25 protein-coding genes are annotated in these 26,252 nt (G+C 69.8%); 20 read left to right on the forward strand and 5 right to left on the reverse strand.

All coding sequences use genetic code 11. The features are described from left to right. From Aut01nite_RS23420 to Aut01nite_RS23440, 5 genes are all read left to right on the forward strand, one after another. Positions 1 to 2,426, forward strand: a 2,426-nt coding sequence (locus Aut01nite_RS23420) for a hybrid sensor histidine kinase/response regulator (protein ID WP_204037660.1), incomplete at its 5' end; no start/stop codon positions are given. A 32-nt stretch (positions 2,427 to 2,458) separates the two neighbouring features. Next, positions 2,459 to 3,007 carry a response regulator gene (locus Aut01nite_RS23425; protein WP_043522842.1) on the forward strand — a complete coding sequence of 183 codons (549 nt, stop codon included), beginning with the start codon at positions 2,459 to 2,461 and terminating at the stop codon, positions 3,005 to 3,007. Positions 3,008 to 3,152: 145 nt separating this feature from the next. After that, a complete protein-coding gene (locus Aut01nite_RS23430; protein WP_043522840.1) occupies positions 3,153 to 4,658 on the forward strand; it encodes a pectate lyase in 1,506 nt (501 codons plus the stop codon). A gap of 64 nt (positions 4,659 to 4,722) precedes the next feature. After that, complete coding sequence (locus tag Aut01nite_RS23435; protein WP_063958710.1) at positions 4,723 to 5,238, forward strand: SigE family RNA polymerase sigma factor; 516 nt, start codon at positions 4,723 to 4,725, stop codon at positions 5,236 to 5,238. Next, complete coding sequence (locus tag Aut01nite_RS23440) at positions 5,235 to 6,044, forward strand: hypothetical protein (protein WP_052163238.1); 810 nt, start codon at positions 5,235 to 5,237, stop codon at positions 6,042 to 6,044. The genes Aut01nite_RS23435 and Aut01nite_RS23440 overlap by 4 nt, the downstream gene beginning before the upstream one ends. Before the next feature lie 121 nt (positions 6,045 to 6,165). On the opposite strand, the gene Aut01nite_RS23445 is transcribed toward Aut01nite_RS23440, so the two are convergent. Beyond that, on the reverse strand, positions 6,166 to 6,495 hold the full coding sequence (locus Aut01nite_RS23445) for an STAS domain-containing protein (RefSeq protein ID WP_043522839.1): 330 nt from the start codon (positions 6,493 to 6,495) through the stop codon (positions 6,166 to 6,168). Between the two features lie 125 nt (positions 6,496 to 6,620). Here Aut01nite_RS23445 and hemL point away from each other — a divergent pair, with 125 nt between their 5' ends. Genes hemL through ccsB form a run of 6 tightly spaced genes read left to right on the forward strand, consistent with a single transcriptional unit; the run spans position 6,621 to position 12,504 of the window. Then, positions 6,621 to 7,958 carry a glutamate-1-semialdehyde 2,1-aminomutase gene (gene hemL, locus Aut01nite_RS23450; protein WP_152628498.1) on the forward strand — a complete coding sequence of 446 codons (1,338 nt, stop codon included), beginning with the start codon at positions 6,621 to 6,623 and terminating at the stop codon, positions 7,956 to 7,958. A gap of 2 nt (positions 7,959 to 7,960) precedes the next feature. Continuing rightward, positions 7,961 to 8,617, forward strand: a complete 657-nt coding sequence (locus tag Aut01nite_RS23455; RefSeq protein ID WP_043522836.1) for a histidine phosphatase family protein — start codon at positions 7,961 to 7,963, stop codon at positions 8,615 to 8,617. Then, positions 8,617 to 9,177, forward strand: coding sequence for a TlpA disulfide reductase family protein (locus Aut01nite_RS23460; protein ID WP_043522835.1), 561 nt, complete (start codon positions 8,617 to 8,619; stop codon positions 9,175 to 9,177). The genes Aut01nite_RS23455 and Aut01nite_RS23460 overlap by 1 nt, the downstream gene beginning before the upstream one ends. After that, positions 9,177 to 9,965, forward strand: a complete 789-nt coding sequence (locus Aut01nite_RS23465; protein WP_043522834.1) for a cytochrome c biogenesis CcdA family protein — start codon at positions 9,177 to 9,179, stop codon at positions 9,963 to 9,965. The genes Aut01nite_RS23460 and Aut01nite_RS23465 overlap by 1 nt, the downstream gene beginning before the upstream one ends. Beyond that, entirely contained in the window at positions 9,962 to 11,554 is a 1,593-nt protein-coding gene (gene resB, locus Aut01nite_RS23470) for a cytochrome c biogenesis protein ResB (protein WP_043522833.1), read from the forward strand. The genes Aut01nite_RS23465 and resB overlap by 4 nt, the downstream gene beginning before the upstream one ends. Beyond that, positions 11,554 to 12,504, forward strand: coding sequence for a c-type cytochrome biogenesis protein CcsB (gene ccsB / locus Aut01nite_RS23475; protein WP_043522832.1), 951 nt, complete (start codon positions 11,554 to 11,556; stop codon positions 12,502 to 12,504). The genes resB and ccsB overlap by 1 nt, the downstream gene beginning before the upstream one ends. An 11-nt stretch (positions 12,505 to 12,515) precedes the next feature. Here the strand turns inward: ccsB and Aut01nite_RS23480 are convergent, their stop codons facing one another. Then, positions 12,516 to 13,352 (reverse strand): hypothetical protein, encoded by an 837-nt coding sequence (locus Aut01nite_RS23480; RefSeq protein ID WP_239124613.1) that lies wholly within the window; start codon positions 13,350 to 13,352, stop codon positions 12,516 to 12,518. A gap of 60 nt (positions 13,353 to 13,412) precedes the next feature. Between Aut01nite_RS23480 and Aut01nite_RS23485 the strand changes: the two genes are divergently transcribed. Genes Aut01nite_RS23485 through Aut01nite_RS23505 form a run of 5 tightly spaced genes read left to right on the forward strand, consistent with a single transcriptional unit; the run spans position 13,413 to position 17,979 of the window. After that, positions 13,413 to 14,873: a menaquinone biosynthesis decarboxylase gene (locus Aut01nite_RS23485; protein WP_043522831.1), complete on the forward strand. Its 1,461-nt coding sequence runs from the start codon at positions 13,413 to 13,415 to the stop codon at positions 14,871 to 14,873. Next, the gene (gene mqnP, locus Aut01nite_RS23490; RefSeq protein ID WP_268871683.1) at positions 14,861 to 15,763 is read left to right on the forward strand and encodes a menaquinone biosynthesis prenyltransferase MqnP; all 903 of its coding nucleotides are present in this window, start codon (positions 14,861 to 14,863) and stop codon (positions 15,761 to 15,763) included. The genes Aut01nite_RS23485 and mqnP overlap by 13 nt, the downstream gene beginning before the upstream one ends. A gap of 31 nt (positions 15,764 to 15,794) precedes the next feature. After that, positions 15,795 to 16,307 carry a SigE family RNA polymerase sigma factor gene (locus Aut01nite_RS23495; RefSeq protein WP_043522829.1) on the forward strand — a complete coding sequence of 171 codons (513 nt, stop codon included), beginning with the start codon at positions 15,795 to 15,797 and terminating at the stop codon, positions 16,305 to 16,307. After that, positions 16,291 to 17,343 carry a hypothetical protein gene (locus Aut01nite_RS23500; RefSeq protein ID WP_152628497.1) on the forward strand — a complete coding sequence of 351 codons (1,053 nt, stop codon included), beginning with the start codon at positions 16,291 to 16,293 and terminating at the stop codon, positions 17,341 to 17,343. Before Aut01nite_RS23495 ends, Aut01nite_RS23500 begins: the two co-directional genes overlap by 17 nt. Positions 17,344 to 17,355: 12 nt before the next feature. Next, positions 17,356 to 17,979 carry a UbiX family flavin prenyltransferase gene (locus tag Aut01nite_RS23505; RefSeq protein WP_043522827.1) on the forward strand — a complete coding sequence of 208 codons (624 nt, stop codon included), beginning with the start codon at positions 17,356 to 17,358 and terminating at the stop codon, positions 17,977 to 17,979. Here the strand turns inward: Aut01nite_RS23505 and Aut01nite_RS23510 are convergent. Beyond that, the gene (locus Aut01nite_RS23510; protein WP_043522826.1) at positions 17,976 to 18,251 is read right to left on the reverse strand and encodes a BldC family transcriptional regulator; all 276 of its coding nucleotides are present in this window, start codon (positions 18,249 to 18,251) and stop codon (positions 17,976 to 17,978) included. The genes Aut01nite_RS23505 and Aut01nite_RS23510 overlap by 4 nt on opposite strands. A 212-nt stretch (positions 18,252 to 18,463) precedes the next feature. Between Aut01nite_RS23510 and Aut01nite_RS23515 the strand changes: the two genes are divergently transcribed. The 4 genes from Aut01nite_RS23515 (at position 18,464) to Aut01nite_RS23530 (ending at position 22,750) form a co-directional block, all read left to right on the forward strand. Then, positions 18,464 to 18,913, forward strand: a complete 450-nt coding sequence (locus Aut01nite_RS23515; protein ID WP_043522825.1) for an Lrp/AsnC family transcriptional regulator — start codon at positions 18,464 to 18,466, stop codon at positions 18,911 to 18,913. Next, positions 18,913 to 20,010 carry an L-cysteine desulfhydrase Cds1 gene (gene cds1 / locus Aut01nite_RS23520; RefSeq protein WP_173476638.1) on the forward strand — a complete coding sequence of 366 codons (1,098 nt, stop codon included), beginning with the start codon at positions 18,913 to 18,915 and terminating at the stop codon, positions 20,008 to 20,010. The genes Aut01nite_RS23515 and cds1 overlap by 1 nt, the downstream gene beginning before the upstream one ends. Before the next feature lie 58 nt (positions 20,011 to 20,068). Then, the gene (locus Aut01nite_RS23525; protein ID WP_043522824.1) at positions 20,069 to 21,358 is read left to right on the forward strand and encodes a gluzincin family metallopeptidase; all 1,290 of its coding nucleotides are present in this window, start codon (positions 20,069 to 20,071) and stop codon (positions 21,356 to 21,358) included. 87 nt (positions 21,359 to 21,445) lie between these two features. Then, positions 21,446 to 22,750 carry a hypothetical protein gene (locus Aut01nite_RS23530; RefSeq protein ID WP_043522823.1) on the forward strand — a complete coding sequence of 435 codons (1,305 nt, stop codon included), beginning with the start codon at positions 21,446 to 21,448 and terminating at the stop codon, positions 22,748 to 22,750. A 58-nt stretch (positions 22,751 to 22,808) separates the two neighbouring features. Here the strand turns inward: Aut01nite_RS23530 and Aut01nite_RS23535 are convergent, their stop codons facing one another. Then, positions 22,809 to 24,668, reverse strand: a complete 1,860-nt coding sequence (locus Aut01nite_RS23535; RefSeq protein WP_043522822.1) for a DEAD/DEAH box helicase — start codon at positions 24,666 to 24,668, stop codon at positions 22,809 to 22,811. Between the two features lie 277 nt (positions 24,669 to 24,945). After that, positions 24,946 to 25,302: a hypothetical protein gene (locus Aut01nite_RS23540; protein ID WP_152628496.1), complete on the reverse strand. Its 357-nt coding sequence runs from the start codon at positions 25,300 to 25,302 to the stop codon at positions 24,946 to 24,948. Between the last annotated feature and the right edge of the window lie 950 nt (positions 25,303 to 26,252).

Here is a 26,252-nt window from a genome sequence, read left to right on the forward strand (position 1 = left end):
ACATGGCGTCCAACCTGACCAGTCAGGTCCGCAACATCGCGCAGGTCTCCACCGCGGTCGCGAAGGGCGACCTCGGCCAGAAGATCACGGTCGACGCGCGCGGTGAGATCCTCGAGCTGAAGAACACCGTGAACACGATGGTGGACCAACTCTCGTCGTTCGCCGACGAGGTGACGCGTGTCGCGCGGGAGGTCGGTTCCGAGGGCAAGCTTGGCGGCCAGGCGCAGGTCAAGGGCGTTTCGGGTACGTGGCGCGACCTCACCGACAACGTGAACCAGCTCGCCTCCACCCTGACCATCCAGCTGCGCGCGATCGCCGAGGTGTCCACCGCCGTGACCCGCGGCGATCTGACCCAGAGCGTCGCCGTCGAGGCGCAGGGCGAGGTGGCGGAGCTCAAGGACAACATCAACCAGATGATCGTCACGCTCCGCGACACCACCAAGACGAACGCGGAGCAGGGCTGGCTCGACTCGAACCTGGCCCGGATCGGTGGCCTGCTCCAGGGCCAGCGGGACGTCGGCGAGGTCTGCCGCATGATCATGACCGAGGTGACGCCCCTGGTGGACGCCCAGCTCGGCGCGTTCTTCCTGGTCGACAACTCCGAGGCGGTGACCCGGCTGCGGCTGGCCGCGGCGTACGGCTACGTCGCCCGCGACCACGAGGTGATCTTCGGCCCGGGTGAGGGACTGGTCGGTCAGGCCGCGGTGTCCCGCCGCACGATCCGGGTACGGGCCACCCACGACGGGATACTGACCATGCGCTCCGGCCTGCTGGCCATGCCGCCGAACGACATGGTGGTGCTGCCGGTGCTGTTCGAGGGCGAGATGCTCGGCGTGATCGAGTTCGCGTCGGTGGCCGCCTTCTCCGGGTTGCACCTGACGTTCCTGGAGCGGCTGGTCGCCACGATCGGGGTCGCGCTCAACACCATCCAGGCCAACCGGCGGACCGAGCAGCTGCTCGCCCAGTCGCAGCGGCTGGCCCGGGAGATGCAGGACCAGTCGGCCGAGTTGCAGCGCACCAACGCCGAACTGGAGGACAAGGCCAAGCTGCTCAGCGAGCAGAAGGCGAACATCGAGCTGAAGAACCGGGAGATCGAGCTGGCCCGGCTCGGCCTGGAGGAGAAGGCGCAGCAGCTGTCGCGGGCGAACACGTACAAGTCCGAGTTCCTCGCCAACATGAGCCACGAGCTGCGGACCCCGCTGAACTCGCTGTTGCTGCTGGCCCGGCTGCTGGCCGACAACACCGAGCAGAACCTGACGAGCAAGCAGATCGAGTTCGCCCGCACCATCCACAGTGCCGGCTCGGACCTGCTGTCGCTCATCGACGACATCCTCGACCTGTCCAAGATCGAGGCCGGCCGGATGGACGTGGAGCCGGACGTGGTCGACTTCGACGGCATCCGCAGCTACGTCGAGCAGGCGTTCGTCCCGCAGGCCGAGGTCAAGGGCCTGGACTTCCGGGTGGACGTGGCGCCCGAACTGCCGGACTCGCTGGTCACCGACCCGCAGCGGCTCCAGCAGATCCTGCGCAACCTGCTGTCGAACGCGGTCAAGTTCACCGACAGCGGCTCGGTGACACTGAGCATCTTCCCGACCTCGCTGGACGCCGGCGTGGACGCGCCGCCGTCGCTGCATTCGGCGCAGCAGGTGGTGGCGTTCGCCGTCACCGACACCGGCATCGGCATCTCGGACGAGAAGCTCGCGATCATCTTCGAGCCGTTCCAGCAGGCTGACGGCACCACCACCCGCAAGTACGGCGGCACCGGCCTGGGACTGTCGATCAGCCGCGAGTTCGCCGCCCTGCTCGGCGGCACCATCGCGGTGTCCTCGGAGCCGGGGGAGGGTTCCACCTTCACGCTCTTCATGCCGGAGGCGCTGACGCCGGACGCGATCCCGATGCCGGTGCTGCCGTCGGTGCCGGCCAAGGCCGTCTCGGTGCGGCCGGCCGCCTCGCTGGGGCTGCCGCTGATGGAGATGCCGCCGCGGGTCGAGGAGAAGCCCGCACCCAGCGCGGCCGCCCGGAAACTGGAGGGGGTCACGGTGCTGATCGTCGACGACGACGTGCGTAACGTCTTCGCCCTGACCAGTGCCCTCGAGATGCATGGACTCCACGTGCTGTACTCGGACAACGGGGTGGACGGGGTTCGGATCCTGGCCGAGCACCCGGAGATCGACATCGTGCTGATGGACGCGATGATGCCCGACCAGGACGGCTACGAGACGACCCGCGGGATTCGCCGAAATCAGCGTTTCCGGGACCTGCCGGTAGTCTTCCTGACGGCGAAGGCGATGCCGGGTGACCGGGAGTCGGCTCTCGCCGCCGGAGCCAGTGACTACATCACGAAACCGGTCGATCTGGATGAGTTGATCGAACTGATGGACCGCTGGGTAAACCAGGAGGGGACCACCGGGCCGGACCACGGCTGACCGGACACGACTGTTGGGTGAGGTGAGTACGAGTGGGTGAGCGCGCCAAGGCGCTGCTGGTCGACGACCGGCGGGACAATCTGCTGGCCCTGGAGGCGATCCTGCAGGGTCTGCCGGTGACGCCGGTCGCCGTGGAGAGCGGCGAGGCCGCGCTCAAGCAGCTGCTCACCGACGACTTCGCGGTGATCCTGCTGGACGCGCACATGCCCAACATGGACGGTTTCGAGACGGCCAGTCACATCAAGCGGCGGGAGCGGACCCGGCACGTGCCGATCCTCTTCCTCACCGCCGCCGACCGGGACGCCCAGCTCGCCCTCCGGGGGTACGCGGTGGGCGCCGTCGATTACCTGACCAAGCCGTTCGACCCGTGGGTGCTCCGCGCCAAGGTCTCCATCTTCGTCGAGCTGTGGACCAAGAATCAGCAGCTCAAGGCCCAGACCGAGGCGTACCGGGAGCGCGAGGCGCAGTGGCAGCGGCTCACCGGGACGATCGACGAGGCGGCCCGGGTGCTGCGTGCCGGCGGCGACAAGGCCGCCGCCGAGGCGCTCGATCTGCTGGAGAAGGCCCGCTGGGGGGACTGACCTCGCCCTCCCGGTGAACCGCATGTGACGTGGGTCACTACGAACAACTTTGCCGGGCAGCCGCACCACTACCGGGGCGTGATCGCTTTGATCATGCGACGCCCGCCGTCCCCGACGGTGGCCTCATCCCCTGAGTAGGAGCAACATGCGGCACGCAATGCCCAGCGCGACCCCGAGCCGGCGGCGCCGTCGTCTGGTCGTGGGTCTCGGCGCGGCCGGTGCGGCCGGCGCCGTCACCGCGCTGGTCGCCATCCTCGTTCCCTCGGCTTCGGCCGCCACCCTGTTCAGCGACGACTTCGAGAGCGGCGCGAGCAACTGGTCCAAGTCCGGGGGCACCTGGTCCGTCGTCTCCGACGGATCCAAGGTCTACCAGCAGGCCAAGGCCGACAGCGAGCTCGCCCGGGTCTTCGCCGGTGAGACGAGCTGGACCAACTACTCGGTCGAGGCGAAGGTCAAGGGTCTCGACCTCAGCAAGGGCCTGGCCGGTGTCGCGGCCCGGGCCAGCGGTTCCTCCACGATGTACCGGCTCGCGCTGACCTCGGCCGGCAAGGCCGAGCTCCAGGTGGTCAAGGGCAGCACGATCACCAGCCTCGGCTCCGCCGCGGTCGGCAACCCGACCTCGTGGCACACCCTGAAGGTCGACGTCTCGGGCAACACCGTCACCGGCTGGGTCGACGGCGCCAAGGTCGCCTCGGGCACCGGCTCGCTCGCCGGCGCCGGCCGCATCGGCCTGATCACCAGCTACGCCTCGGCGGAGTTCGACGACGTCGCGGTGAACCCGCTGGGCGGCGGCTCGGCCACCTCGGCGACCGCGACCCCGACGGCCACCAAGACGGCCACGGCGACCCCGACCGCCACCAAGACGGCGACCGCTTCGGCGACCGCGACCCCGACGGCGACCAAGACCGCCACGGCGACCCCGACGGCGACCAAGACGGCGACCGCCACCCCGACCGCGACCAGCTCGTCCGCCGCCTGGCCCAAGGCCACCAGCGAGAAGCCGGTCACCGCGACCATTCCCGTCTCCGGCACCGTGGACGGCGGCAACGCCCGCTACTTCGGCAGCGGCGCGCTGGGCGGCGACGGCCAGGCCGAGGGCCAGGACCCGCTGTTCAAGCTGGCCGACGGCGCGGTGCTGAAGAACGTCATCCTCGGCGCCCCGGCCGCGGACGGCATCCACTGCTCCGGCTCCTGCACGCTGATCAACGTGTGGTGGGAGAACGTCGGTGAGGACGCGGCGACCTTCAAGGGCGGCGCCTCGGCCACCTACACGATCGACGGCGGCGGCGCCAAGGGCGCGGACGACAAGGTCTTCCAGCACAACGGCGGCGGCACCCTGACCATCAAGAACTTCCAGGTCTCCGACTTCGGCAAGCTGTACCGCTCGTGCGGCAACTGCTCCACCCAGCACAAGCGCGCGGTCGTGGTGCAGAACGTGGTCGCCACCGCCCCGGCCGGCAGCCTGGTCGGCATCAACGCCAACTTCGGCGACACGGCCCGGATCTCCGGCGTGACCGTGGTCGGCAAGAAGAGCCTGGACATCTGCGTCAAGTTCACCGGCAACGACTCCGGCAAGGAGCCGACCAAGATCGGCACCGGCCCGGACGGCGTGAACTGCATCTACAACGAGTCCGACATCACCTTCAAGTGATCGACCGTGGCCGCCGGGAGCGTCCTCCCGGCGGCCACGGCCCCGGCACAACCCGAGGATGCCGATGCGCGACGCCGCGTTCCGCGAGTACTTCGAGCGCCATCACGATTCGATGTCGCGTCTGGCGTACCTGATGACCGGTGAGCACGACGCCGCCGACGATCTGGCGGCCGATGCGCTGACCGAGGTGTGGCGGCACTGGGAACGCGTGGTGGCGGCGGAGGACCCGGTCGCCTACGGGCACGGCATCCTGATGAACCTGGCCCGCAACTGGGTCCGGCGGAAGAAACGCGAGCGGCTGCTCTCCCTGGACCCGATCATCCGCCGGGTGCTGGATCCGGACACCCCCGCGGTGGTGGACGTGCGCAGCGCGCTGGCGCGGCTGCCGCACCGGCGGCGGGCCTGTGTGGTCCTCCGGTACGCCTTCGACCTCTCCGAGAAGGAGGTCGCCACGGCACTCGGCATCTCGGTGGGCGCGGTGAAGAGCGCGACGTCACGCGGCGCCCGGCAACTCGCGGAACTACTCGGCGGCAGCAGTGTCGCACTGGCACGACTCAACGGTTGGGAGGCGGCGCGATGACGCTCATCGAATCAGAGCTGCGCGCGGCACTGCGCGCCGAGGCGGCGGTGCACCGTCCGGACCGTGAGGCGATGCTCGACCGCATCACGCAGACCGCGATGCGCAACCACGTCGAGCAGCGCCGGTCACCGCGGCTGCGGATCACCGGCGCCGCCGTCGCGGTGGCGGCGGTCCTCGGCGGTGGCGGCTTCGCTCAATGGGCGGTCGCCGGTGACGGCGAACCGCAACCCGGCCCCACAGCACCCCCGGTGGTGGTCACCGTCGAGCCGATCCCGAGCGGTCCGCCTTCCACCGGGCCCACCAGCCCGAGCGGTACGCCGAGCAGCACCCCCAGCAAGCCACCCAAGGCTTCCCGATCGCCCAGCCGGTCCGTGTCCCCCTCCGCCACCGTCGGCACCACCGGCACCAGCGGCCCGGCCACCGTGAGCACCGCGCTGTGGGCGGACGGCTCGGTCGCCCCGGACGGCGAGTCGCAGGCCAGCAGCGTCGTGACGGTGACGACCCGGGAGCGGCTCACCGCGCTGGAGGTGACGATCCGGGTCGCCCGGACCGCCGACTTCGTGGCCCGCGGCGGCAGTCAGCAGGTGCCGGGCGCCAGCGTGAACAGCGCGGTAGTCGAGGAGCAGGGCGCCGTCGTCTGGCGTTTCGTGCTCTCGTCCGGCGACACCCTGGAGCCGGGCACATACACGTTCTACGCCCGGTACACCCATGCCAAGGGTGGCCGGGACGCGAACGGGGACTCCTACACCGCGGCGGGAACGACCGAGGGCGGGGCGGCGCCGACGCTCACCGGCAACTTCCGCTGAAGTTATCCACAGGCTTGTCCACAAGCCCCCAGCTGTGAATCAGCTGGGGGTTTTTCCACTTCCTGTGTGTTGGATTCGGCCGTCCTCCGCGCCCGGAATCCGCACCCTGAAAGCGGGGGATTCAGCTGTGGCTGCTGATCATCAGGGCCGAGCGCAGCCCGGTGATGTCCAGCACACGCATGAGGAAATCGCCGACGTTCGACAGCGCCAGAACCACCTGCGCGTGCTGCGCCTTACGGCTGAGCACCACCAGCGTGCCGAGGCCCTGCGAGTCGCAGAAAGTCACGCCCGCCATGTCCAGCACGATGCGATGCGGCTGGTCATCGGCGAGCAACTCGTTCACGACCGTGGACAGCTCGGCGACCGTGAGCACGTCGATCTCCCCGGCGAGCTGAATGACAACCTCGTCGGGTGCGCGCTGAACCGTGATGGACAGCTCGGGTCGCTCCACGCCGGTCAGCCTATCCTCTTCGGGGCGAATCAGCCCGTCCGGCGCGGTCAGACCGGGCGCTTGAGGGACATCATCCGGCGACGTGAAGAACCCTCTCGCAATACTCGTTCCATGCCGCTGACAGAATGGGGTCTGCTGTGACCACCACATATCCCGCCGCGGAGCTTCCGTACCCGGAGGACGCCCCGGTCTCCCAGGCTCTGTTCGACCGCGCCCAGGCCATCGTGCCCGGCGGGGTCAATTCACCTGTGCGTGCGTTCCGCGCCGTCGGCGGCACGCCCCGGTTCATGGCCTCGGGCTCCGGTCCCTGGCTCACCGACGTGGACGGGCGGCGTTACGTCGACCTGGTCTGCTCCTGGGGCCCGCTGATCCACGGGCACGCGCACCCCGAGGTGATCGAGGCGGTGCAGCGGGCCGCGGCCCTGGGCACCAGCTTCGGCACCCCCACCGCGGGCGAGGTGGATCTGGCCGAGGAGATCGTCCGCCGCACCTCGATCGACGAGGTCCGGCTGGTCAACTCCGGCACCGAGGCGACCATGACCGCGATCCGCCTGGCCCGGGGCTACACCGGCCGGTCGAAGATCGTGAAGTTCGCCGGGTGCTACCACGGGCACGTGGACGCGCTGCTGGCCGCGGCCGGCTCCGGCGTGGCCACGCTCGGCCTGCCCGACTCGCCCGGCGTCACCGGCGCGGCGGCCAGCGAGACCATCGTCCTGCCGTACAACGACGTCGCCGCCGTCGAGGCCGCCTTCGCCGAGCAGGGCGCGGAGATCGCCGCGATCATCACCGAGGCGGCGCCCGGCAACATGGGCGTGGTCACCCCGCGCGACGGCTTCAACGAAGGCCTCGCCGAGATCGCCCACCGGCACGGCGCGCTGCTGATCGTCGACGAGGTGATGACCGGCTTCCGGGTCTCCGCGGGCGGCTGGGCGGGTCTGCACCCGGTCGACGCCGACCTGTTCACCTTCGGCAAGGTGATGGGCGGCGGCCTGCCCGCCGCGGCGTTCGGCGGCCGCCGGGAGATCATGTCCCGGCTCGCCCCGGCCGGCCCGGTCTACCAGGCCGGCACCCTCTCCGGGAACCCGCTGGCCTGCGCCGCCGGTCTCGCGTCACTGCGGCTGGCCGACGCGGCCACCTACAAGAGGCTGGACGAGCTGGCCGGCACGATCGGGTCGCTCTGCTCCGACGCGCTCAGCGCCGCGGGCGTGACGCACCGCCTGCAGTACGCCGGGAACATGTTCTCGATCTTCTTCACCGGCGACGAGGTCGTCGACTACGACTCCGCGAAGACGCAGAACCCGGCCGCGTTCAAGGCGTTCTTCCACACCATGCTGGCCAACGGCGTCTACCTGCCGCCGAGCGCCTTCGAGTCGTGGTTCGTCTCGACGGCGATCGACGACGCAGCCCTGGAACAGATCGCCGCGGCGGCGCCGCTCGCGGCCCGAGCCGCCGCGGGGGCCTGACCTTGTCCGAACCGACCAAGACCACCGTGCACGTCCTCCGGCACGGCGAGGTCTTCAACCCCGCCCAGATCCTGTACGGCCGGCTGCCCGACTTCCACCTCTCCGAGCTGGGCCACCAGATGGCGAAAGCGGCCACCGAGGTGCTGGCCGGCCGGGACATCACGCACGTGGTGGCGAGCCCGCTGGAACGCGCGCAGGAGACGGCCGCGCCGTTCGCCGCCGAGTTCAGGCTGGACATCGCCACCGACATCCGGCTGATCGAGAGCGCGAACTACTTCGAGGGCAAGAAGGTCTCGGTCGGCGACGGAGCGTTCAGCAACCCACGGCACTGGTGGGTGCTGCGTGACCCGATCACCCCCTCCTGGGGCGAGGCGTACCTGGTGATCGCGCAGCGGATGTTCGCCGCCGTGCAGGCCGCCCGGGTCGCCGCCGAGGGCCACGAGGCGGTCTGCGTCTCGCACCAGCTGCCCATCTGGACACTGCGCCGCTACGTCGAGGGCAAGCGTCTCTGGCACGATCCGAGACGACGGGAATGCGGTCTCGCCAGCCTGACCTCGTTCCGGTTCGAGGGCTCCAAGGTGGTCGGCATCGACTACTCCGAGCCCGCCGCCCACCTGGTCGCCATGTCAGCGACGGCCAAGACCGCCAAGGGGGCCTGATGCGCCGCCTCGCCGCCGCCACCGTGGCCGCGGTCCTCACCGCCGGGGTCCTGAGCGGCTGCGGCGGCGAGGAGAACTGGGCGAAGAAGTGCACCACCACCAACCTGGTGGTGGAGTGCGAGGCCGCGCAGCGCCCGCTGGTCGAGGACGTCACCGGGGAACTGCTCGGCGGCGGCACGTACGAGCTGAAGGCGGACCGCGGCAAGGTCGTCGTGGTCAACTTCTGGGGCTCCTGGTGCGCGCCGTGCCGGGCCGAGGCCGACGACCTGGAGAAGACCTACCAGGCCACCAAAGCCAGGGACGTGACGTTCCTCGGCGTCGACACCCGGGACGACAAGGACTCGGCGAAGGCGTTCGAGCGGGCGTACCAGATCACCTACCAGAGCCTGTACGACTTCGAGGGCCGGGTCGGCCTGAAGTTCGACGTCACGCAGAGCTCGATCCCGAGCACCCTGATCCTGGACCGGGAGGGGCGCATCGCCGCCGCGATCCGCCGGGCCACCACCGCCGACGAGCTGCAACCCCTGGTCGAGAGGATCGCGGCGGAGGCGAAGGGCTGATGGGCGACGCGTTCGTGGGCGCCGTCACCGACGGGCCGATGCTGCTGGCGATCGGCGCGGCCCTGCTGGCCGGGCTGGTCAGCGTCCTGTCGCCGTGCGTGTTGCCGCTGCTGCCAGGCTACCTGTCCTACGTCACCGGGCTGGCCGGTTCCGACCTGGAGATCGGGTCCGGCAGGGCCCCGGTCAGCACCACGACGCGGACCTGGGCAGTCCGGAGCCGGATCCTGGCCGGGACCGTTCTCTTCGTGCTCGGCTTCACTGTCGTCTTCACCATGATGGTGCTGGCGACCACTACCTTCTTCACGCTCTACAGCCACCGGCGTGAGCTCAACATCGCGCTCGGTGTGCTGATCATCGTGCTGGGCGTGGGCTACCTGGGCTGGATCCCCGGCTTCCAGCGGCAGGCTCGGATCACGAGACTGCCCTCGGCCGGGTTGCTCGGCGCCCCAGTCTTCGGCGCGATCTTCGCGGTCTCCTGGACGCCCTGTGTGGGTCCCACCCTGGGCGGTGTGATCGGCCTGGCCACCACCACCGGTCAAGCGGACCGGGCGGCCCTGCTCGCGGTCGTCTTCAGCCTCGGGCTCGGCATCCCGTTCATCCTGTTCGGGCTCTTCTTCCGCAGGCTGCTCGGCGTCTTCACCGCGATCCGGCGCAACAGCCGGTGGGTGACCCGGATCGGGGGCGGGCTGCTCATCGTGGTCGGGCTGGTCCTGGTCACCGGGGCCTGGGACCACTTCCTGGTCTGGCTGATGACCACGTTCGACTTCAACCAGGAGACGCTGCTGTGACAGTCGTCGAGGACCGGCCGGCCACGTCCGACGCGCCACCGCCGCGCCGGGGCAACCCGGTGTGGGCGCTGCTGCGCAACTCGTGGCGGCAGCTGACCAGCATGCGTACGGCGCTGATCCTGCTCTTCCTGCTCGCGGTGGCCGCGGTGCCCGGCTCGATCTTCCCGCAGCGCGGCGTGAACCGGGAGAACGTCGCCGAGTACTTCGCCGCGCATCCGAAACTGGCGCCGCAGCTGGACCGGTTCTTCGCCTTCGACGTCTACTCGTCACCGTGGTTCGCGGCGATCTACCTGCTGCTGTTCGCCTCGCTGATCGGGTGCGTCCTGCCCCGCCTGCGCGATCACGTCCGGGCGCTGACGACCGTACCGCCGAAAGCTCCTCAGCGGTTGGACCGCCTGCCGCACCATGACAGCGGACCGCAGCGCCCGGAGGAGCCCGCGGCAGCGGCCGCGGAGGTGGCGAGACTGCTGCGCCGCCGTCGCTGGCGCACCCGGCTGCGGGAGACGCCCGACGGGTGGACGATCGCGGCCGAGAAGGGCTACCTCAAGGAGACCGGTAACCTGCTCTTCCACTTCGCCATGCTGGCGGTGCTGGTCGGTGTCGGGTTCGGGCACTGGTACGGCTGGCACGGCAACCGTCTTCTCGTCGAGGGCACCGACCAGGGGTTCTGCAACGTCATCACGCAGCACGACGAGTCCGTGCTCGGCCCCTGGGTGGACGCCTCCGACCTGCCGGACTTCTGCCTGCGGATGACGAAGTTCGACGCCACCTACCAGAGCACCGGTGTGCCGAAGTCGTTCCAGGCGAGCGTCGGTGTCAGCGAGGACGGTGGGGAGTACCGGAGCCGGACGTTCACCGTCAACGACCCGCTGCGGCTGGCCGGGGCGAACGTCTACCTGCTCGGCCAGGGCTACGCGCCGGTGCTGAAGTTCACCGACCGGTACGGCGCCGAGCAGACCAAGGTCGTCCCGTTCCTGCCCACCGACGGCATGCTGACCAGCGAGGGCGTCGTCCAGTTCCCGGATGTCAACATCGACCCGGCGACCGGCAAGCGCGACCCGGCGCTGCAGATGGGTTTCGAGGGGGTCTTCCTGCCGACCGGCGGCACCGACGGCAGCGCAGTGTCGAAGTTCCCGGCCGCCGACAATCCGGTGCTCTACCTGGCCGCCTACCGCGGTGACCTGGGCCTGGACGTCGGCACACCCGGTTCGGTGTACGCCCTGGACCGCCAGCAGATCGCCGACGGCGACCTGAAGAAGATCAGTGGCGAGCGGCCGTACGTGCTGCGCCCGGGCGAGAAGTGGACCCTGGACGACGGCAGCGCCCTGGAGTTCGCCGGCATCCGGCGGTTCGCCACGATCTCCATCCGGCACGACCCGACGCAGGGCGTGATGCTGGTGGGGGCGGTGCTCGGGCTGGCGGGGCTGATGCTGTCGCTGTCGGTGCACCGGCGCCGGGTCTGGTTCCGGGTCACCCCGGCCGGGAGCGGTAGCGTGATCGAAGCCGGTGGCCTCCCGCGCACCGACTATTCAGCTTTCGGCGAGGAGTTCGCGGCGCTCACCCGCCATATCAAGGAAGGGACGCCCTGATGGCGGAGTTGTCCAATCAGCTTATGGCGCTGACCGTGCTGGCCTACCTGGCCGCCATGGTCTGCTACGCGGGGGAGTACGCGTTCGGCAAGCGCAGCCACATCGGCAAGGCGGCCACCCGGGAGCTGGTCGGCGCCGGCGGCCCGCCGGTCGCGAGCCAGGAGGAGGCCGCGGCGCCGGCCGAGGGCAGGGATCCGCTCATCGGCCGGGTCGCCGTCGCTCTCAACCTGGTCGCGCTCGTCCTGCACCTGGGCACCACGGTCACCCGCGGCATCGCCGCGGACCGGATGCCGTGGGGCAACATGTACGAGTACATCCTGTCCACCGCGCTGATCGGCTCCGCGGTCTGGGCCGGTGTGCTGCTGCGCAAGCCGGCCGTCCGGCACCTGGGCCTGTTCGCCTCGCTCACCCTGGTGGTGCTGCTCGGCGCGGCCGCCCTGATCGCCTACACCCCGGTCGGCCCGCTGGTCCCCGCGCTGAACTCGTACTGGTACGTCTTCCACGTCTCGACGATCATCATCTCGTCCGGGATCCTGCTGGTCGGTGTGGTGCCGGCCGCGATGTTCCTGATCAAGAACGGGTGGGACGCCGGCAAGCGCGGATTCCCGTACACGCTCGGCAAGCGGGTCGGTGACGCCGGCACCCTGGAGCGGCTCACCTTCCGGCTGCACGCGTTCGCGTTCCCGCTGTTCACGTTCGGCGCGCTGATCGCCGGGCCGCTGTGGGCCGAGGCGTCCTGGGGGCGGTACTGGGGCTGGGACCCCAAGGAGGTCTGGGCGTTCATCTCCTGGATCGTCTACGCCGCGTACCTGCACGCCCGGGCCACTCCGAGCGTGAAGCGCACCACCGCGACCTGGATCGCGATGCTCGGCTTCCTGACGATGCTGATGAACCTGTTCGGCGTCAACCTCTTCTTCGAGGGCCTGCACTCGTACGCCGACGCGGGCTGAGAACCAGGTTCTCAGCAGTCGCCGGCGGTCCAGGTGTCGTAACGGGTCAGCCAGTTCAGGCAGAAACCGCCGCGCATCCCCGCCGCGGTCTCGGTGGGGACGTCCTCGCGCCAGTACCGGGCCGGTCCTCCGCCGGCCGGCCGCAACTGCACGTTGTCCACGGTCACCTTGGGCACGTCGATCTTGGTCTGGCGCGAGGCGTCGACGTGCACCTCGACGTACTGCTCGATGCGGGCGGCGGTGCCCAGCGGCAGCCGCTGCTGGGTGAGCAGGTTCCACCGGTTGTTCCACCACAGCCAGGCCCGCCACATCCCGGTCCGGTCGGTGCCGATGTCCAGCCAGACCTGGTCGCCGGGGCGCACCGCGTACTGGTCGTAGAACTGCCACCGGTTGGTGTTCGTGTCGAACGTGTAGATGTGCTGGCGGCCCGGGGTGGCCCAGCCGGTCTCCGCCCAGCCGGCCTCCAGCCAGACGATCCGCCCGCCGCCCATGTCCCGTTTGGCCATCAGCCGGCCGACCAGGAAGTCGTAGGTCTGTGGCCGTACCGAGCCGTCCACCACCGAGAACCGGCCGGACACGCCACCCCAGTCGCCGGTGGTCCCGGCGCCGAGGTGGTGGTAGCCGCTCGGGGTGAACGAGGTCCGGGCCGACTCCAGCACCGGACCGCTGGACCGGCAGGCGCGCGGGCTGTCCAGGGTGGCCGGCCCGGTCGGTGGCATGGTCGATGCCCGGCCGGGTGTGCAGGCCGGTAGAGCGTCCGCGGTCGACGAGGCGGCGGGCGCCGCCCCGGCGAGGGCCACGGCCAGACCGCTCAGCAGGCACCATCGGGTCACGTTCCGCAGCTTCACGAATCGCTCAACGGGACTCCCGGATCTCCAGTGACGGAGCTTGGTGCCAGACTGGGGGTCATGGCGCCGCGTGGATTCCCCTATGCCGATCTGCAGAGCTTCATCGCAGCCCTCGAGGCGGCCGGTGAGCTGCGACGAGTCAAAGTTCCGGTGGACCCGACGCTGGAGATCAGCGAGATTGTCACCCGGACGGTGCGGGCCGGCGGACCGGCGCTCCTCTTCGAGCGGCCGACCCGCGGCGAGATGCCTCTGGTGATCAACCTGTTCGGCACCGAGAAGCGGATGGCGATGGCCCTCGGCGTCGACCGGCTGGACGAGGTCGGCGAGCGGATCGGCGCGATGATCAAGCCGGAGCTGCCGGTCGGCTGGTCCGGCATCCGGGAGGGCATCGGCAAGGTGCTCCAGCTCAAGTCCATGCCGCCGAAGAAGGTGAAGGGCGCACCCTGCCAGGAGGTGGTGCTCAAGGGCGACGACGTCGACCTGAACAAGCTGCCCGGCCTGCAGATCTGGCCCGGTGACGGCGGCATCTTCCACAACTACGGGCTGACCCACACCAAGCACCCGGAGTCCGGCAAGCGCAACCTCGGCCTCTACCGCCTCCAGCAGCACTCGAAGAACACCCTCGGCATGCACTGGCAGATCCACAAGGACTCGACCGCCCATCACGCGGTGGCGGAGCGGCGCGGCGAGCGCCTTCCGGTCGCGGTCGCCATCGGCTGCGACCCCGTGGTGTCGTACGCGGCGAGCGCGCCCCTGCCCGGAGACATCGACGAATACCTGTTCGCCGGTTACCTCAAGGGCGAGCGGATCGAGATGGTCGACTGCCTGACCGTCCCGCTGCAGGTCCCGGCCGAGGCGCAGATCGTGCTGGAGGGTTACCTGGAGCCCGGCGAGCGCCAGCCGGAGGGTCCGTTCGGCGACCACACCGGCTACTACACCCCGGTCGAGCCGTTCCCGGTGCTGCACATCGAGTGCATGACGATGCGGAAGAAGCCGATCTACCACTCGATCATCACGTCCCAGCCGCCCCAGGAGGACCACGGCCTGGGCAAGGCCACCGAGCGGATCTTCCTGCCGCTGGCGAAGCTGCTGATCCCGGACATCGTCGACTACGACATGCCGGCCGCCGGCGTCTTCCACAACTGCCTCATCGTGTCGATCAAGAAGCGGTACCCGAAGCACGCGCAGAAGGTGATGAGCGCGCTCTGGGGCGCCCACCTGATGTCGCTGGTCAAGCTGATCGTGGTGGTCGACGAGGACTGTGACGTCCACGACTACAACGAGGTCGCGTTCCGGGCGTTCGGCAACGTCGACTACGCCCGGGACCTGGTGCTCACCGAGGGCCCGGTGGACCACCTGGACCACGCGTCCTACCAGCAGTTCTGGGGTGGCAAGGCGGGCGTGGACGCGACCCGCAAGCTGGTCACCGAGGGCTACACCCGGGGCTGGCCGGAGGAGATGAAGATGTCGCCCGAGGTGGTCTCGCTGGTCGACAAGCGGTGGAAGGAATACGGGCTGTGACAGCCGTCGCCTCGGAGCCGGGGAAGGTCAAGGCCTTCCTGCGGCTCGTCATGATCGAGCACTCGATCTTCGCGCTGCCGTTCGCCTACCTGTCGTCGCTGGCCGCCATCCAGTCGCTGGACGACACGGTCGGGGAGCACTGGCTCGATCTGGTGCTGGTCACGATCGCGATGGTGGCCGGGCGGACCTTCGCCATGGCCGCCAACCGGATCCTCGACCGCAGGATCGACGCGCTCAACCCGCGGACGAAGAACCGGGAGCTGGTCACCGGCGCGGTCAGCCTGCGCACCGCGTGGACCGGCGCGCTCGTCTCGCTGGCCATCATGATCGTGGCGGCCGGGCTGCTGAACCCGCTCTGCCTGGCCCTCTCGCCGCTCGCGGTGATCCCGCTGGTGATCTACCCGTACGCGAAGCGGTTCACGAACTTCCCGCACTACGTGCTCGCGCTGGCCCAGGCCGTCGCCCCGGTCGGCGCCTGGCTGGCCGTCACCGGCACGTTCAGCGGCTCCTGGCCGGCGTGGGTGCTCGGCGTCGCGGTCGGCCTGTGGATCGGCGGGTTCGACATCATCTACGCCTGCCAGGACGTCGACGTGGACCGCGAGATCGGTGTGCACTCCACCCCGGCGCGGTTCGGCGTGCGGACCGCGTTGCACATCTCCACGGTCACCCACGTGATCTGCTTCGCCCTGTTCGTCTGGTTCGGTCAGCTCGCCGGCTTCACCTGGGCCTGGTGGGCGGGCCTGCTGGTCACCGGCGCCGGCCTGGTCTATCAGCACGTGGTGGTGACCGCGAACGACCTGTCCAAGGTCAACCGGGCGTTCTTCACCGCCAACGGATTCATCGCCATCGCGCTGTTCCTGTTCGCGCTGATCGATCTGTACCTGGTGTAACCCCGGAGACAACGGTCTCCGTCTAACCCCCGTGAGCGATAGAGAGGCCGAATTCCGCGAGTTCGTCGCCGCGCGGATGGAGGCGTTACGGGGGCTTGCCTACCTCACCTGCGGCGACTGGCAGGTGGCCGAGGACGCCGTCCTCACGGCGCTGGCGAAGCTGTACGCCAAGTGGAACCGGGTGGACAACCCGGAGGCCTACGCGCGGACCGCGGTGGTGCGGGCGGCCATCGACGAGACCCGCCGGCCCTGGTGGCGGCGGGAACAGTCACGCAGCCACGCCATGCCGGACCGGACGCTGCCCGACGACGCCACGGGGGCGGTCGACGAGCGGCTCCGGATGCGGCAGGCGCTGAACGGCCTCCCGGCCCGGCAGCGGGCGGTGCTGGTGCTGCGGTTCCTGGAAGGACTCAGCGTCCAGCAGACCGCCGCCACCCTGAAATGCCCCGAGGGCACCGTCAAGGTCTACACCTCGCGGGGTCTCGACGCGCTCCGCAAGATCCTCGGCACGGAGTGGGAGGCCCGCCATGAAGCCGCTGCCTGACATGCTGCGCGACGCCAAGTCCGACGCTCCGCCGCCGCGTTACGACGTGGACGACGTGGTGGCCGCCGGCCGCCGCCGGGTCCACCGCCGCAACGCCGGGTGGGCCCTGGCCGCCGTGGTGGCGGTCGCCGCCGCGATCGGCGTGCCGCAGGTCCTCACGCGCGGCCCGGGACCCGGGCCCACCCCCGCCCCGGCCCAGTCGAAACCTGCCGTCGTCGTGCCGACTCCCGCCCGTGGCGAGGTGATTCCGCTGGTCAGACGATTCACCGGGTACCAGACGGCGACGTTCCGGGTGGAGGACCCGACAAGTGTCGGCCTGGGGTACACCGATGCCGTCGTGACCCGGCTCGGCCCGCGGACGAACCAGAACGAGTTCAGCGGCGCCCGGCTGACCGTCTACGAGCCGGGTATCGATCCGGTCGGCAGGCGGACCGCCACCGCGCGCGTCGACACCGACCCGATCAAGGGCAGGCCGGCGTTCTTCTTCAAGAGCGCCGTCAGCACGATGCGCGACGAGAACAACGAGTCCCTCGCCTGGGAGTACGCCGACGACGGGTCCCTCGCGGTGCTCACACCGGATCCGTACGGCGTGACGCGGGCGGAACTGCGGGAGGTGGCCGAGGGGTTCACCATGTCGGCGGCCCGGCCGATGCTGGTGCCGTACAAGCTGCGCTATGTGCCCGCCGGATACCGGCTGGCGTCGATCACCGCCACCGACGGCTACTGGGGGATGGGGATCGTGCCTCTTCTGGACGCGCGGGCGCAGTTGGCGAGCGGCCGCGACCAGGCGCACGAGATCATCATCTGGCTGGACAAGCTGCCGGACACCAGCGGCGGGGTGCGATGCGGCCCGGACGGCTGCCCGGGCAAGAACGTGTTCGGCGGGCGGTACCGGTTCGAGTTCGGCACCGCTCTACCGCCCTCCGAGGTACAGAAGATGATCAACGGCGCGGTGATGTTCTCCGTCGACGACCCGAAGACGTGGATTCCGGTCAATGAGGCGGTGCCGGAGGCGAACCAGCTCAAGGCCGAGTAGCACACTTGGTGCATGCGCGAACCATGGATCGTCGGCGTCTCCGGAGCATCAGGCACCCCGTACGCGAAGGCGGTGCTCTCCGCTCTGCTGGACGCCGGCGAGTCCGTCGACCTGGTGATCTCCCGGGCCGCCCGGCTGACCCTGCTGGACGAGACCGGGGCGACGGTGCGGGACGCGCACTGGAAGGACGACGTGAGCGCCTGGCTGGGCCGGGACCTCGGCGACCTGGCCTACTGGCCGGCCGGAGACCTGGCCGCCGGGCCGAGCAGCGGCTCGTACCCGGCGAAAGGCATGGCGGTGGTGCCGGCGAGCACGGCAGCGTGTGCCGGGATCGCCATCGGGCTGTCGAAGGATCTGCTGCAACGGGCGGCCGAGGTCAACCTCAAGGAACGACGGCGTACGGTCGTCGTGCCCCGGGAGACCCCGGTCACCCGCAGTCATCTTGAGCATCTGATCGCCCTGCACGACGCCGGAGCGGTCGTGCTGCCGGCCAGCCCCGGATTCTATGGGTCCGGGGCCGGCGCGACAGCACAACAGTTGGTCGACTTCGTTGCCGGCAAGGTGATGGACGCGCTCGGCGTACCCCACACTCTTTTTCGCAGATGGACCGGCGAATTGGGTGAGCGGAACGCCTAGCGCAGGCCGTTGGGTGGGCCGAAGCCCGACCCGGGATTGGTGGGGCCGTTGTTCCGGGGCTTGTTGGCGGCGTCGTCCTCGCGCATTTCCTCGATAACGCCGTCGCCCTCAAGCAGAGCGCGAACTTCGGACTCACGGAATCGGCGGTGTCCACCGGGAGTCCGGATGCTGCCGATACGGCCGGCGGCGGCCCAGCGCGTGACCGTCTTGGGGTCGACGCGGAACAACGCGGCCACCTCGCCCGGTGTCAGCAGACGATCTCCAGTGTCCACAACCCCCTCCTCGGTTCGGTATCTGGAGCGGCCGGTGGTCACGGTGAGTGTCGGCGTGCTCGATCTGGACGTAAAGTCATTAGAGCACCGCCCCTGAAGCAAGTCCGTGAAATGCGGAAAAAGCCCCGATTGCGACAGTGGTCATTATCCTGCCCGCCATTCGCCGCTACCGGGCGTGAAGGTGGGAGCGCCACCCGATTAGGGTTTCAAGCATGGACTCCATCGACCTCCGGCTGATCGACCTGCTACGAGAGAACGCGCGCTCGTCGTACGCCGAACTCGCCCGCAAGGTCGGGCTCTCCGCCCCCGCCGTGCACGAGCGAGTCGGTAAGCTCGAGACCGCCGGGACCATCCGCGGCTACCGCGCCGACATCGACCATGAGGCGATCGGGCTGGGCGTCACCGCGCTGATCGGCATCATCGAGGACTCGGGGGCCGACACCGACGACGTGCTCGCCGCGGTGCGCGCCATGCCCGAGGTGGAGAGCTGCTATTTCATGGCGGGCGTGGAGTCTTACCAGCTCACCGTGCGTGTCGGCACCATCGCGGAACTGGAGCAGCTGATCGTGCGGATCAACCGGACTCCCGGTGTCGCATCGACCCGGACCGCTATCGCGCTGTCCACCAAGTGGGAGAACCGGCCGCAGCCGGGCCTCGCGTAATGGAGATCACCGACTTCGGGCGCTGTGAACGCGCCGCCCGCGACTGGGCCCGCGACGCCATCGCGCTGGTCGAGGCGGACGCCAACCGGTCCGCCGACACCCACCTGCTGCCCTTCCCGCTGCCCGCCGCGAGGGGCATCGACCTGTACCTCAAGGACGAGTCGTCGCACCCCACCGGTTCACTGAAACATCGCCTGGCCCGGTCGCTTTTCCTGTATGCGCTGTGCAATGGCTGGATCGGTCCGAGCACGACGGTCGTGGAAGCGTCGTCAGGATCGACGGCGGTGAGCGAGGCCTATTTCGCGCGAATGCTCGGCCTGCCGTTCATCGCGGTGATGCCGGCCGCCACCAGCCCGGAGAAGATCTCGCTGATCGAGTTCCAGGGCGGCAAGTGCCATCTGGTGAGCGACGCCAACCAGGTGGTGCCGGAGGCCCGGCGGCTGGCGGCCGACCTGGGCGGGCACTTCATGGACCAGTTCACGTACGCCGAGCGGGCCACCGACTGGCGCGGCAACAACAACATCGCCGAGTCGATCCACAACCAGATGGCGCTGGAGCGGCACCCCGTACCGGCCTGGGTCGTGGTCGGCGCCGGCACCGGCGGGACCAGCGCGACCATCGGCAGGTACGCCCGGTATCAACGGCTGGACACCAAGATCTGTGTTGTCGATCCTGAGGGGTCAGCGTTCTGGCAGGCTTACCTCGCGGGCGACTTCACGATCGTCACCGGCCGTGGCTCGCGCATCGAGGGGATCGGCCGGCCACGCGTCGAGCCGTCCTTCCAGCCCTCGGTGGTGGACCGGATGATCCACGTGCCGGACGCGGCCTCCCTGGCCGCCATGCGGGCCGGTTCGGAGGTGCTGGGCCGGCGGCTCGGCGGTTCCACCGGCACCAATCTGTGGGGCGCGTTCCGGCTGATCGCCGAGATGCTCGGAGCCGGCCGGACCGGATCGGTGGTCACGCTGATCTGCGACGGCGGCGAGCGGTACGCCGACACCTACTACTCCGACGACTGGGTCGCCGCCCAGGGCCTCGACCTGGCGCCCTACACCGCGGTCCTCCGTGACTTCCTCGACGGCGGCGGCTGGCCGGGATAGCTCACATCGACGGAAATCCCGATGGGAAGCAATGAATCTGCATGGTTGAATCCCGACCATGCAGGATCTCACGTCGCCGAGCCGGCCCTCTCCGGGTGTCTGGTTCGCCTTCATGGTGCTGGTGTTCGTCTCCAGCATCGTGGTGTTGCGGCCGACCGGCGACGAAGCCGCCACCGCCACCCCGTCACCCGGCGCTTCCGCCACGCCCAGCTCGTCACAGCGTCCCGTCGACCTGATCGAGCAGGCCCTCGACGCGCAGTCCGCGGCGCTCCTCAGCGGTGATCTGCCGGGGTGGCTCGCCCCGGTGGACCCGAAACTGCAGGCGCGGTACACCACGATCTTCCAGAACTTGCGGGAGCTCGAGGTCACGCACGCCGAGCAGCGGATGGACGCCATGCCCACCGCGTACAGCGACATGCTCACGGTCTCCATCAAGCTCGCCTACTGCTTCAGCGATGTGGTGTGCCCCGCCTGGAAGGACGCCACCGACGAGGGCGCTCCCAAGCTCGCCTACCGGACGTCCTGGCAGCTCCTGGAGGGCTCCTACAAGATCACCAAGCTGGAGGAGTTCCGCGGGTTCAACCACCTGCAGCCGACACCCTGGGAGAAGGACCCGATGACCTTCGCCCACGGCAAGCGGGTGATCGTGGCCGCCCCGGCCGCCACCGCCAGATACGTCAAGCGGGTCCTCCCGCTCGCCGAGAAGGCCGCCGTGGTCGCTGACCGCTACGCCGGTTACGGCGGCAACCAGCAGAAGAAATACCGCGTCTTCATCGCCGACAACAAGGCCTGGGACACCTGGTACGGCGGCATGGACTCGGAATACGCGGTGGCCTACCACTTCTCGCTGAACTCCACCGGCGGCGACATCGTCCTGAAGGCCAGCGAACTCATGCCCGAGGAGGACCGGGTGGTCGCCCAGGTCATCCAGCATGAGTTCGCCCACGCGGTGACCCTGGTCGCCCAGGTCAACGACGACAAGGTCGACGACCTGTGGCTCGTCGAAGGCATCGCCGAGTACATCGGTTACCTGCCCGCCAAGCCGCAGAACAGCTACAGCCGGGAGGTTCTGCGCTACGTGCGCTCCCAGCGCGGCCCCCTGAAGACGATCCGGGTGGCGCCGCTCACCGACGAGTCCGACGACATCGATTCGGCCGCCCTCTACGCGACCGGGCACTTCGCGGCCGGGTGCATGGCCGCCAAGTACGGCGAACCGAAGATGCTCGACTTCGCCGACCGGGTGCTCCAGTACGGCGAGGAGCTCGACTCGGCGTCCCGCGCCGTCTTCGGCAAACCGTTCCCGGCCGTCGACAAGGAGTGCGTGGCCTGGATCAAGAGCAAGATCTAGGACTCCCCGGCCGCGCGGACCGGCTCAGCGACTCCACCGGCGCCAATTCGTTGGGGAGCAACGAATCTGCATGGTTGAATCCCGACCATGCAAGATCTCACGTCGCCGAGCCGGCCCTCTCCGGGTGTCTGGCTCGCCTTCATGGTGCTGGTGTTCGTCTCCAGCATCGTGGTGTTGCGGCCGACCGGCGACGAAGCCGCCACCGCCACCCCTTCGATCAGCCCCGCCCCCTCGGCCTCCGCGGTCGCCTCACCCAGCCCACCGTCACGGCCGGCCGACAAGATCAAGCAGGCGCTTGATGCGCAGGCCGAGGCGCTGGTTGTCGGTGACCTGCCAGGATGGCTCGCCCCGGTCGACCCGAAACTGCACGCGCGGTACACGACCCTCTTCCACAACATGCGGGCGATCGAGGTCAAGATCGTCAAGCAGCGGATGGATCGGGAGCCGTCAGCGCAGGGCGCCTCGCTGCGGGTACCGATCAAACTCGCCTACTGTTTCAGCGGCGTCCGGTGCGCCCAGTGGCACGACTCGGTCTACCAAGGCGCACCGAAGCTGTCCTACCTGCTGACCTGGACCCCTCGCGGCGGCTCCTGGGTGATCACCGGGATCGGCCGGACCGGCCTGCCCAACCACCTCCAGCCGGCGCCCTGGGAAAACGACGTGATGGCCGTCGTCAAGGGCAAGCGGGTGATCGTGTCCGCGCCGGCGGCGACCGCGAAGCACATCAAGCGGATCCTCCCGCTCGCCGAGAAGGCCGCCGTGGTCGCCGACCGCTATGCCGGGTACACCGGCGGCCTGCAGGACCGGTACCGCGTCTACATCGCCGACGGCAAGGCGTGGAAAACCTGGTACACGGGTGACCGCCCGGCCTGGTCGATCGCCTACTACCTGCCGCTGAACGTCACCGGCAACGGCGACATCCTTCTCAGGGCCGGCGAGGTGATGCCCGAGAACGATCGGTATGTCACCGAGATCCTCCAACACGAGTTCGCCCACGCCGTCACCATGGACGCCGCGATCGACACCGACGAACACCAGTGGCTGGTCGAGGGCATCGCCGAATACATCGGGATGCTTCCCGCCAAGCCGCAGAACACCTACAGCGCCGACGTGCTGCGCCGGGCCCAACGGCAGCGCGGCGCGCTCAAGACGATCGCCGTCGAACCGCTCGACGACGATTCCGACGACCTCACCGTCGACGCCCTCTACGCCACCGGTCACCTCGCGGTCGGCTGCCTCACCGCCCAGTACGGCGAACCTCAGATGCTCGCCTTCATCAACCGGGTGATGCGCAGCGGCGAAGACCTCGACCCGGCCGCCCGGGCCGCCTTCGGCAAACCGTTCAAGACCGTCGACAAAGAGTGCGTGAACTGGATCAAGAAGAGGGTCTGACCCTCGGGAAAGGGCGAAGCCCCGGCCCGCTCAGCGGGCCGGGGCTTCCCCGTTTTGATCAGTAGCTACGAGCGGGGCGGGACGACGTGCCGAAACGGCCGCCCGGGCCCTCACGGCGGTCGCCGCGGGGGCTGTCGCTGCGCTGGCTGTCCCGGCGCTGACCGGTCGGCCGGTCGCCGAACGAACGCTGCGGGCGGTCACCGAACGCACGGTCACCCGTGGGACGGTCACCCGTGGGACGGTCACCCGTGGGGCGGTCGCCGTAGGAGCGCTGCGGGCGGTCACCGTAGGAACGGTCGCCCGCCGGACGGTCACCGTAGGAACGGTCGCCGGCCGGGCGGTCACCGTAGGAACGGTCGCCGGCCGGGCGGTCACCGAAGGAGCGCTGCGGGCGGTCACCGTAGGAACGGTCGCCCGTCGGACGGTCACCGAACGAACGCTGCGGGCGGTCCCCGAAGGAACGCTCGTTACGGTCGCCGAAGCCGCCGCGCTGGGGACGGTCACCGTACGACCGCTGCGGGCGGTCGCCACGCGGACGGTCACCGAACCGGCCACGCGAGCCACCGGACCGCTCACGACGCGGCTCCGGCTCCTCGATGACCGGGATGCCGCTGGGCTCGCGGGCGCCGGTGACCTCGGCCAGCTTCTCGTCGCCGAGACGCACCCGGAACTCGCCCGGGTTCACACCGGCCCGGGACAGCATGGCCTGCGTGGTGCGGCGCTGCTTCGGCAGAACCAGCGTGACCACCGCGCCGGACTCACCGGCCCGCGCGGTACGACCCGCACGGTGCAGGTAGTCCTTCGGGTCCTTCGGCGGGTCCACGTGCAGGACCAGCGAGATGCCGTCGACGTGGATGCCACGAGCCGCCACGTCCGTCGCGACCAGGACGTTCGTCCGGCCTTCCTTGAACTCGGCGAGCGTCCGGGTACGAACCCGCTGAGTCTTGCCGCCGTGCAGGGCACCGGCCCGGACACCGACCGCCGCGAGCTGCTCGACCAGCCGGTCGACACCCATCTGGGTCCGGGCGAAGACGATGCTCTTGCCGTCCCGGTTGGCGATCCACGAGGTGATCGGGAACTTGTCCGCCGGCGGGATCAGCAGCATGTGGTGATCCATGGTGGACACGCTCGCCTCGGCCGGAGCCGTGGAGTGCGTCACCGGGTCGTGCATGAACCGCTTGACCAGGGTGTCGACGTCGCCGTCCAGCGTGGCCGAGAACAGCAGGCGCTGAGCGTGCTCCGGGGTCTTGGACAGCAGGTCGGTGACCTCGGGCAGGAAGCCCATGTCGGCCATCTGGTCGGCCTCGTCGAGAACCGTGATCTCGACGTCGTCGAGCTTGCAGGCGCCCCGCTCGATCAGGTCGGCGAGCCGGCCCGGAGTGGCGACGATCACCTCGACGCCGCGGCGCAGAGCGTCCATCTGACGGTCGTACGGCACGCCGCCGACCGCGGTCTTCAGGAAGACGCCGACCGAACGGCCCACCGGCATCAGCGAGTCGGCGACCTGCATGGCCAGCTCACGGGTCGGCACCAGGATCAGGGCCTTGGGGTAGTGCGGGCGGGCCCGGCCACCCTTCGCGGTGCGGGCGAGCACCGGCAGGCCGAAGGCCAGGGTCTTGCCGGAGCCGGTCTGGCCACGGCCCAGGACGTCCCGGCCGGCCAGCGCGTCCGGCACGGTCGCGGCCTGGATCTCGAACGGCGTGGTGATGCCCTCACGGGTCAGCACGCGGACGATCTCGGCAGGAAGACCGAGGTCGGCGAAGCTCATCGGCTCCGGAGTGACGATCGTCTCGATGACCGTCTCGGCGACCTCGGCAGCGACCTCTTCGGTGGCCTCGATGATCGCGGGGGTCTCGTTTTCGGTGGTGCTGTTGTCGAAGACGGACGGGAACGTGCTGGCATCAGCGAAAGTGGTCAAGAGAACCTCTCTACGGGGGCGCATGCTCGCGAAATGGCCCGCCGCGGTCTCTGAGGACCGCTCGCTGAAATGCCCGCAAGAACGCCCGTGGCGTGCACCGGGTGGGCACGCCGCGTCAATAACTACCATCAGTGTACGGGTGAACGTTGGAACCGCCGACCGCATTCCGGTCTGGTAGTGGGCCTACTCACCCCGGAGCGCAACCTCGCCAGTTTAAATGTTCGAGGCCCCGGGCGCCAAAACGCCGAGGCCTCGCCCACTGTCGGACCTACGTCAGTTACGTCAGGTTCCCCAGGAAATCGGTGAAGGCGTCACCCGCTGTGAACACGAAAATCAAGCTCACCGTGACCAGCAGGCCGAGCACCACGAGCATGGCAACGACCACCTTGAAGTTGCTGCGGCGCTGCTCGGTCGGAGCGTCGTACCACCCCTGGGCCAGGATGTGCCCGGTCAGCGAACCCGAGTTCTCCACCGGATCCATGGAGACCGGCATCGTCGTGTCGATCGCCGGATAGCCGCCGGTGCTGTAAACCGTGCCGGCCTGGCCGCGCTGCTGCGGCACGCCGCCCGAAGTGGGGCTGACCGGGGTGGTCGGCGAGCCGTAAGGGGTTCCGGTGGAAACCGGCTGAGTCATCTCGATGTTCTCCGGCGAAGACGGGTAGCCACGGTAGGGCGTTCCCCGAGGGGTGCTCTGCGGGGCCGGTGGCAGGCCTGCCGAGGCAGCGCTGGGCGGCAGGGTGTAGCTGGGCAGACCGTTCCCGTTTCCGTTCCCGATCATCGGGGGCGGCGGGACGATCGGCGGAACCGGGCCTGGCACCGGGCTCGGTCCGGGACCCGGCGGCACCGGGCTGGGACCGGGACCCGGCGGCACCGGGCTCGGGCCAGGACCGGGCGGCACAGGACCAGGACCAGGACCGGGCGGTACGGGACTCGGCCCCGGACCCGGCGGAACCGGGCCGGGTGGGGTCGGGCCGGGCGGCACGGGGCCGGGCGGCGCCGGGGTGGGTACCGGCTTTGGAGCAGGTGCCGGAATCGGAGCCGGTGGCGCCGGGGTCGGCGCGGGGGGCTCGACCGGCGCCGGGCGGATCGGCTCGGGCTGGGCGGGCTCCGGATCCGCCGGCTTCGGCGGAGCGGGATGCGGAGAGACAGGCTTGGCCGGCTCGGGCTGACCCGGTTCCGGCTTGGCCGGTTCAGGCTGCCCAGGTTCAGGCTGCCCAGGTTCGGGCTGACCCGGCTCGGGCTCCTCCGGGGAACCGGGATCCTTGTCCGGCTCGCCGGGCTTCGGCTTCGGGTCGCCGGGAGCGGGCGCGGGGTCCGCGGGCTTCGCCGGCTCGGTGTCGCCCGCCTGCGGCGTGGAGCCGTAGACGGTCGGCTGAGCGGCGGCGCGCGCCGAGGCAGAAACCTCGTCGGCGGTCGCCCGGACAGCCCCGGGAACCGCAACACGCGCGGTACTCGACCCGGGCGTGGCCGAGACGGGCCGCACGGACGATCCGGCGGCGGGCGCCGCGGAGATCGGTGTTGCAGCGGCCGGGGCTGCGGAAACAGGCGCGGAAGCGCTCACTCGATCGACGCCAGAAGCGACGA

Origin of the sequence: Actinoplanes utahensis (assembly GCF_016862455.1) — a bacterium.
GTDB classification, from domain to species: domain Bacteria; phylum Actinomycetota; class Actinomycetes; order Mycobacteriales; family Micromonosporaceae; genus Actinoplanes; species Actinoplanes utahensis.

Coding starts and splice junctions, on each gene's coding strand:
- Aut01nite_RS23430 (WP_043522840.1), top strand. CDS start 3,153: ATGCGGCACGCAATGCCCAGCGCGACCCCGAGCCGGCGGCGCCGTCGT.
- Aut01nite_RS23435 (WP_063958710.1), top strand. CDS start 4,723: ATGCGCGACGCCGCGTTCCGCGAGTACTTCGAGCGCCATCACGATTCG.
- Aut01nite_RS23440 (WP_052163238.1), top strand. CDS start 5,235: ATGACGCTCATCGAATCAGAGCTGCGCGCGGCACTGCGCGCCGAGGCG.
- hemL (WP_152628498.1), top strand. CDS start 6,621: ATGGGGTCTGCTGTGACCACCACATATCCCGCCGCGGAGCTTCCGTAC.
- Aut01nite_RS23460 (WP_043522835.1), top strand. CDS start 8,617: ATGCGCCGCCTCGCCGCCGCCACCGTGGCCGCGGTCCTCACCGCCGGG.
- Aut01nite_RS23465 (WP_043522834.1), top strand. CDS start 9,177: ATGGGCGACGCGTTCGTGGGCGCCGTCACCGACGGGCCGATGCTGCTG.
- ccsB (WP_043522832.1), top strand. CDS start 11,554: ATGGCGGAGTTGTCCAATCAGCTTATGGCGCTGACCGTGCTGGCCTAC.
- Aut01nite_RS23485 (WP_043522831.1), top strand. CDS start 13,413: ATGGCGCCGCGTGGATTCCCCTATGCCGATCTGCAGAGCTTCATCGCA.
- Aut01nite_RS23500 (WP_152628497.1), top strand. CDS start 16,291: ATGAAGCCGCTGCCTGACATGCTGCGCGACGCCAAGTCCGACGCTCCG.
- Aut01nite_RS23505 (WP_043522827.1), top strand. CDS start 17,356: ATGCGCGAACCATGGATCGTCGGCGTCTCCGGAGCATCAGGCACCCCG.
- Aut01nite_RS23515 (WP_043522825.1), top strand. CDS start 18,464: ATGGACTCCATCGACCTCCGGCTGATCGACCTGCTACGAGAGAACGCG.
- cds1 (WP_173476638.1), top strand. CDS start 18,913: ATGGAGATCACCGACTTCGGGCGCTGTGAACGCGCCGCCCGCGACTGG.
- Aut01nite_RS23525 (WP_043522824.1), top strand. CDS start 20,069: ATGCAGGATCTCACGTCGCCGAGCCGGCCCTCTCCGGGTGTCTGGTTC.
- Aut01nite_RS23530 (WP_043522823.1), top strand. CDS start 21,446: ATGCAAGATCTCACGTCGCCGAGCCGGCCCTCTCCGGGTGTCTGGCTC.
- Aut01nite_RS23540 (WP_152628496.1), bottom strand. CDS start 25,302: ATGACTCAGCCGGTTTCCACCGGAACCCCTTACGGCTCGCCGACCACC.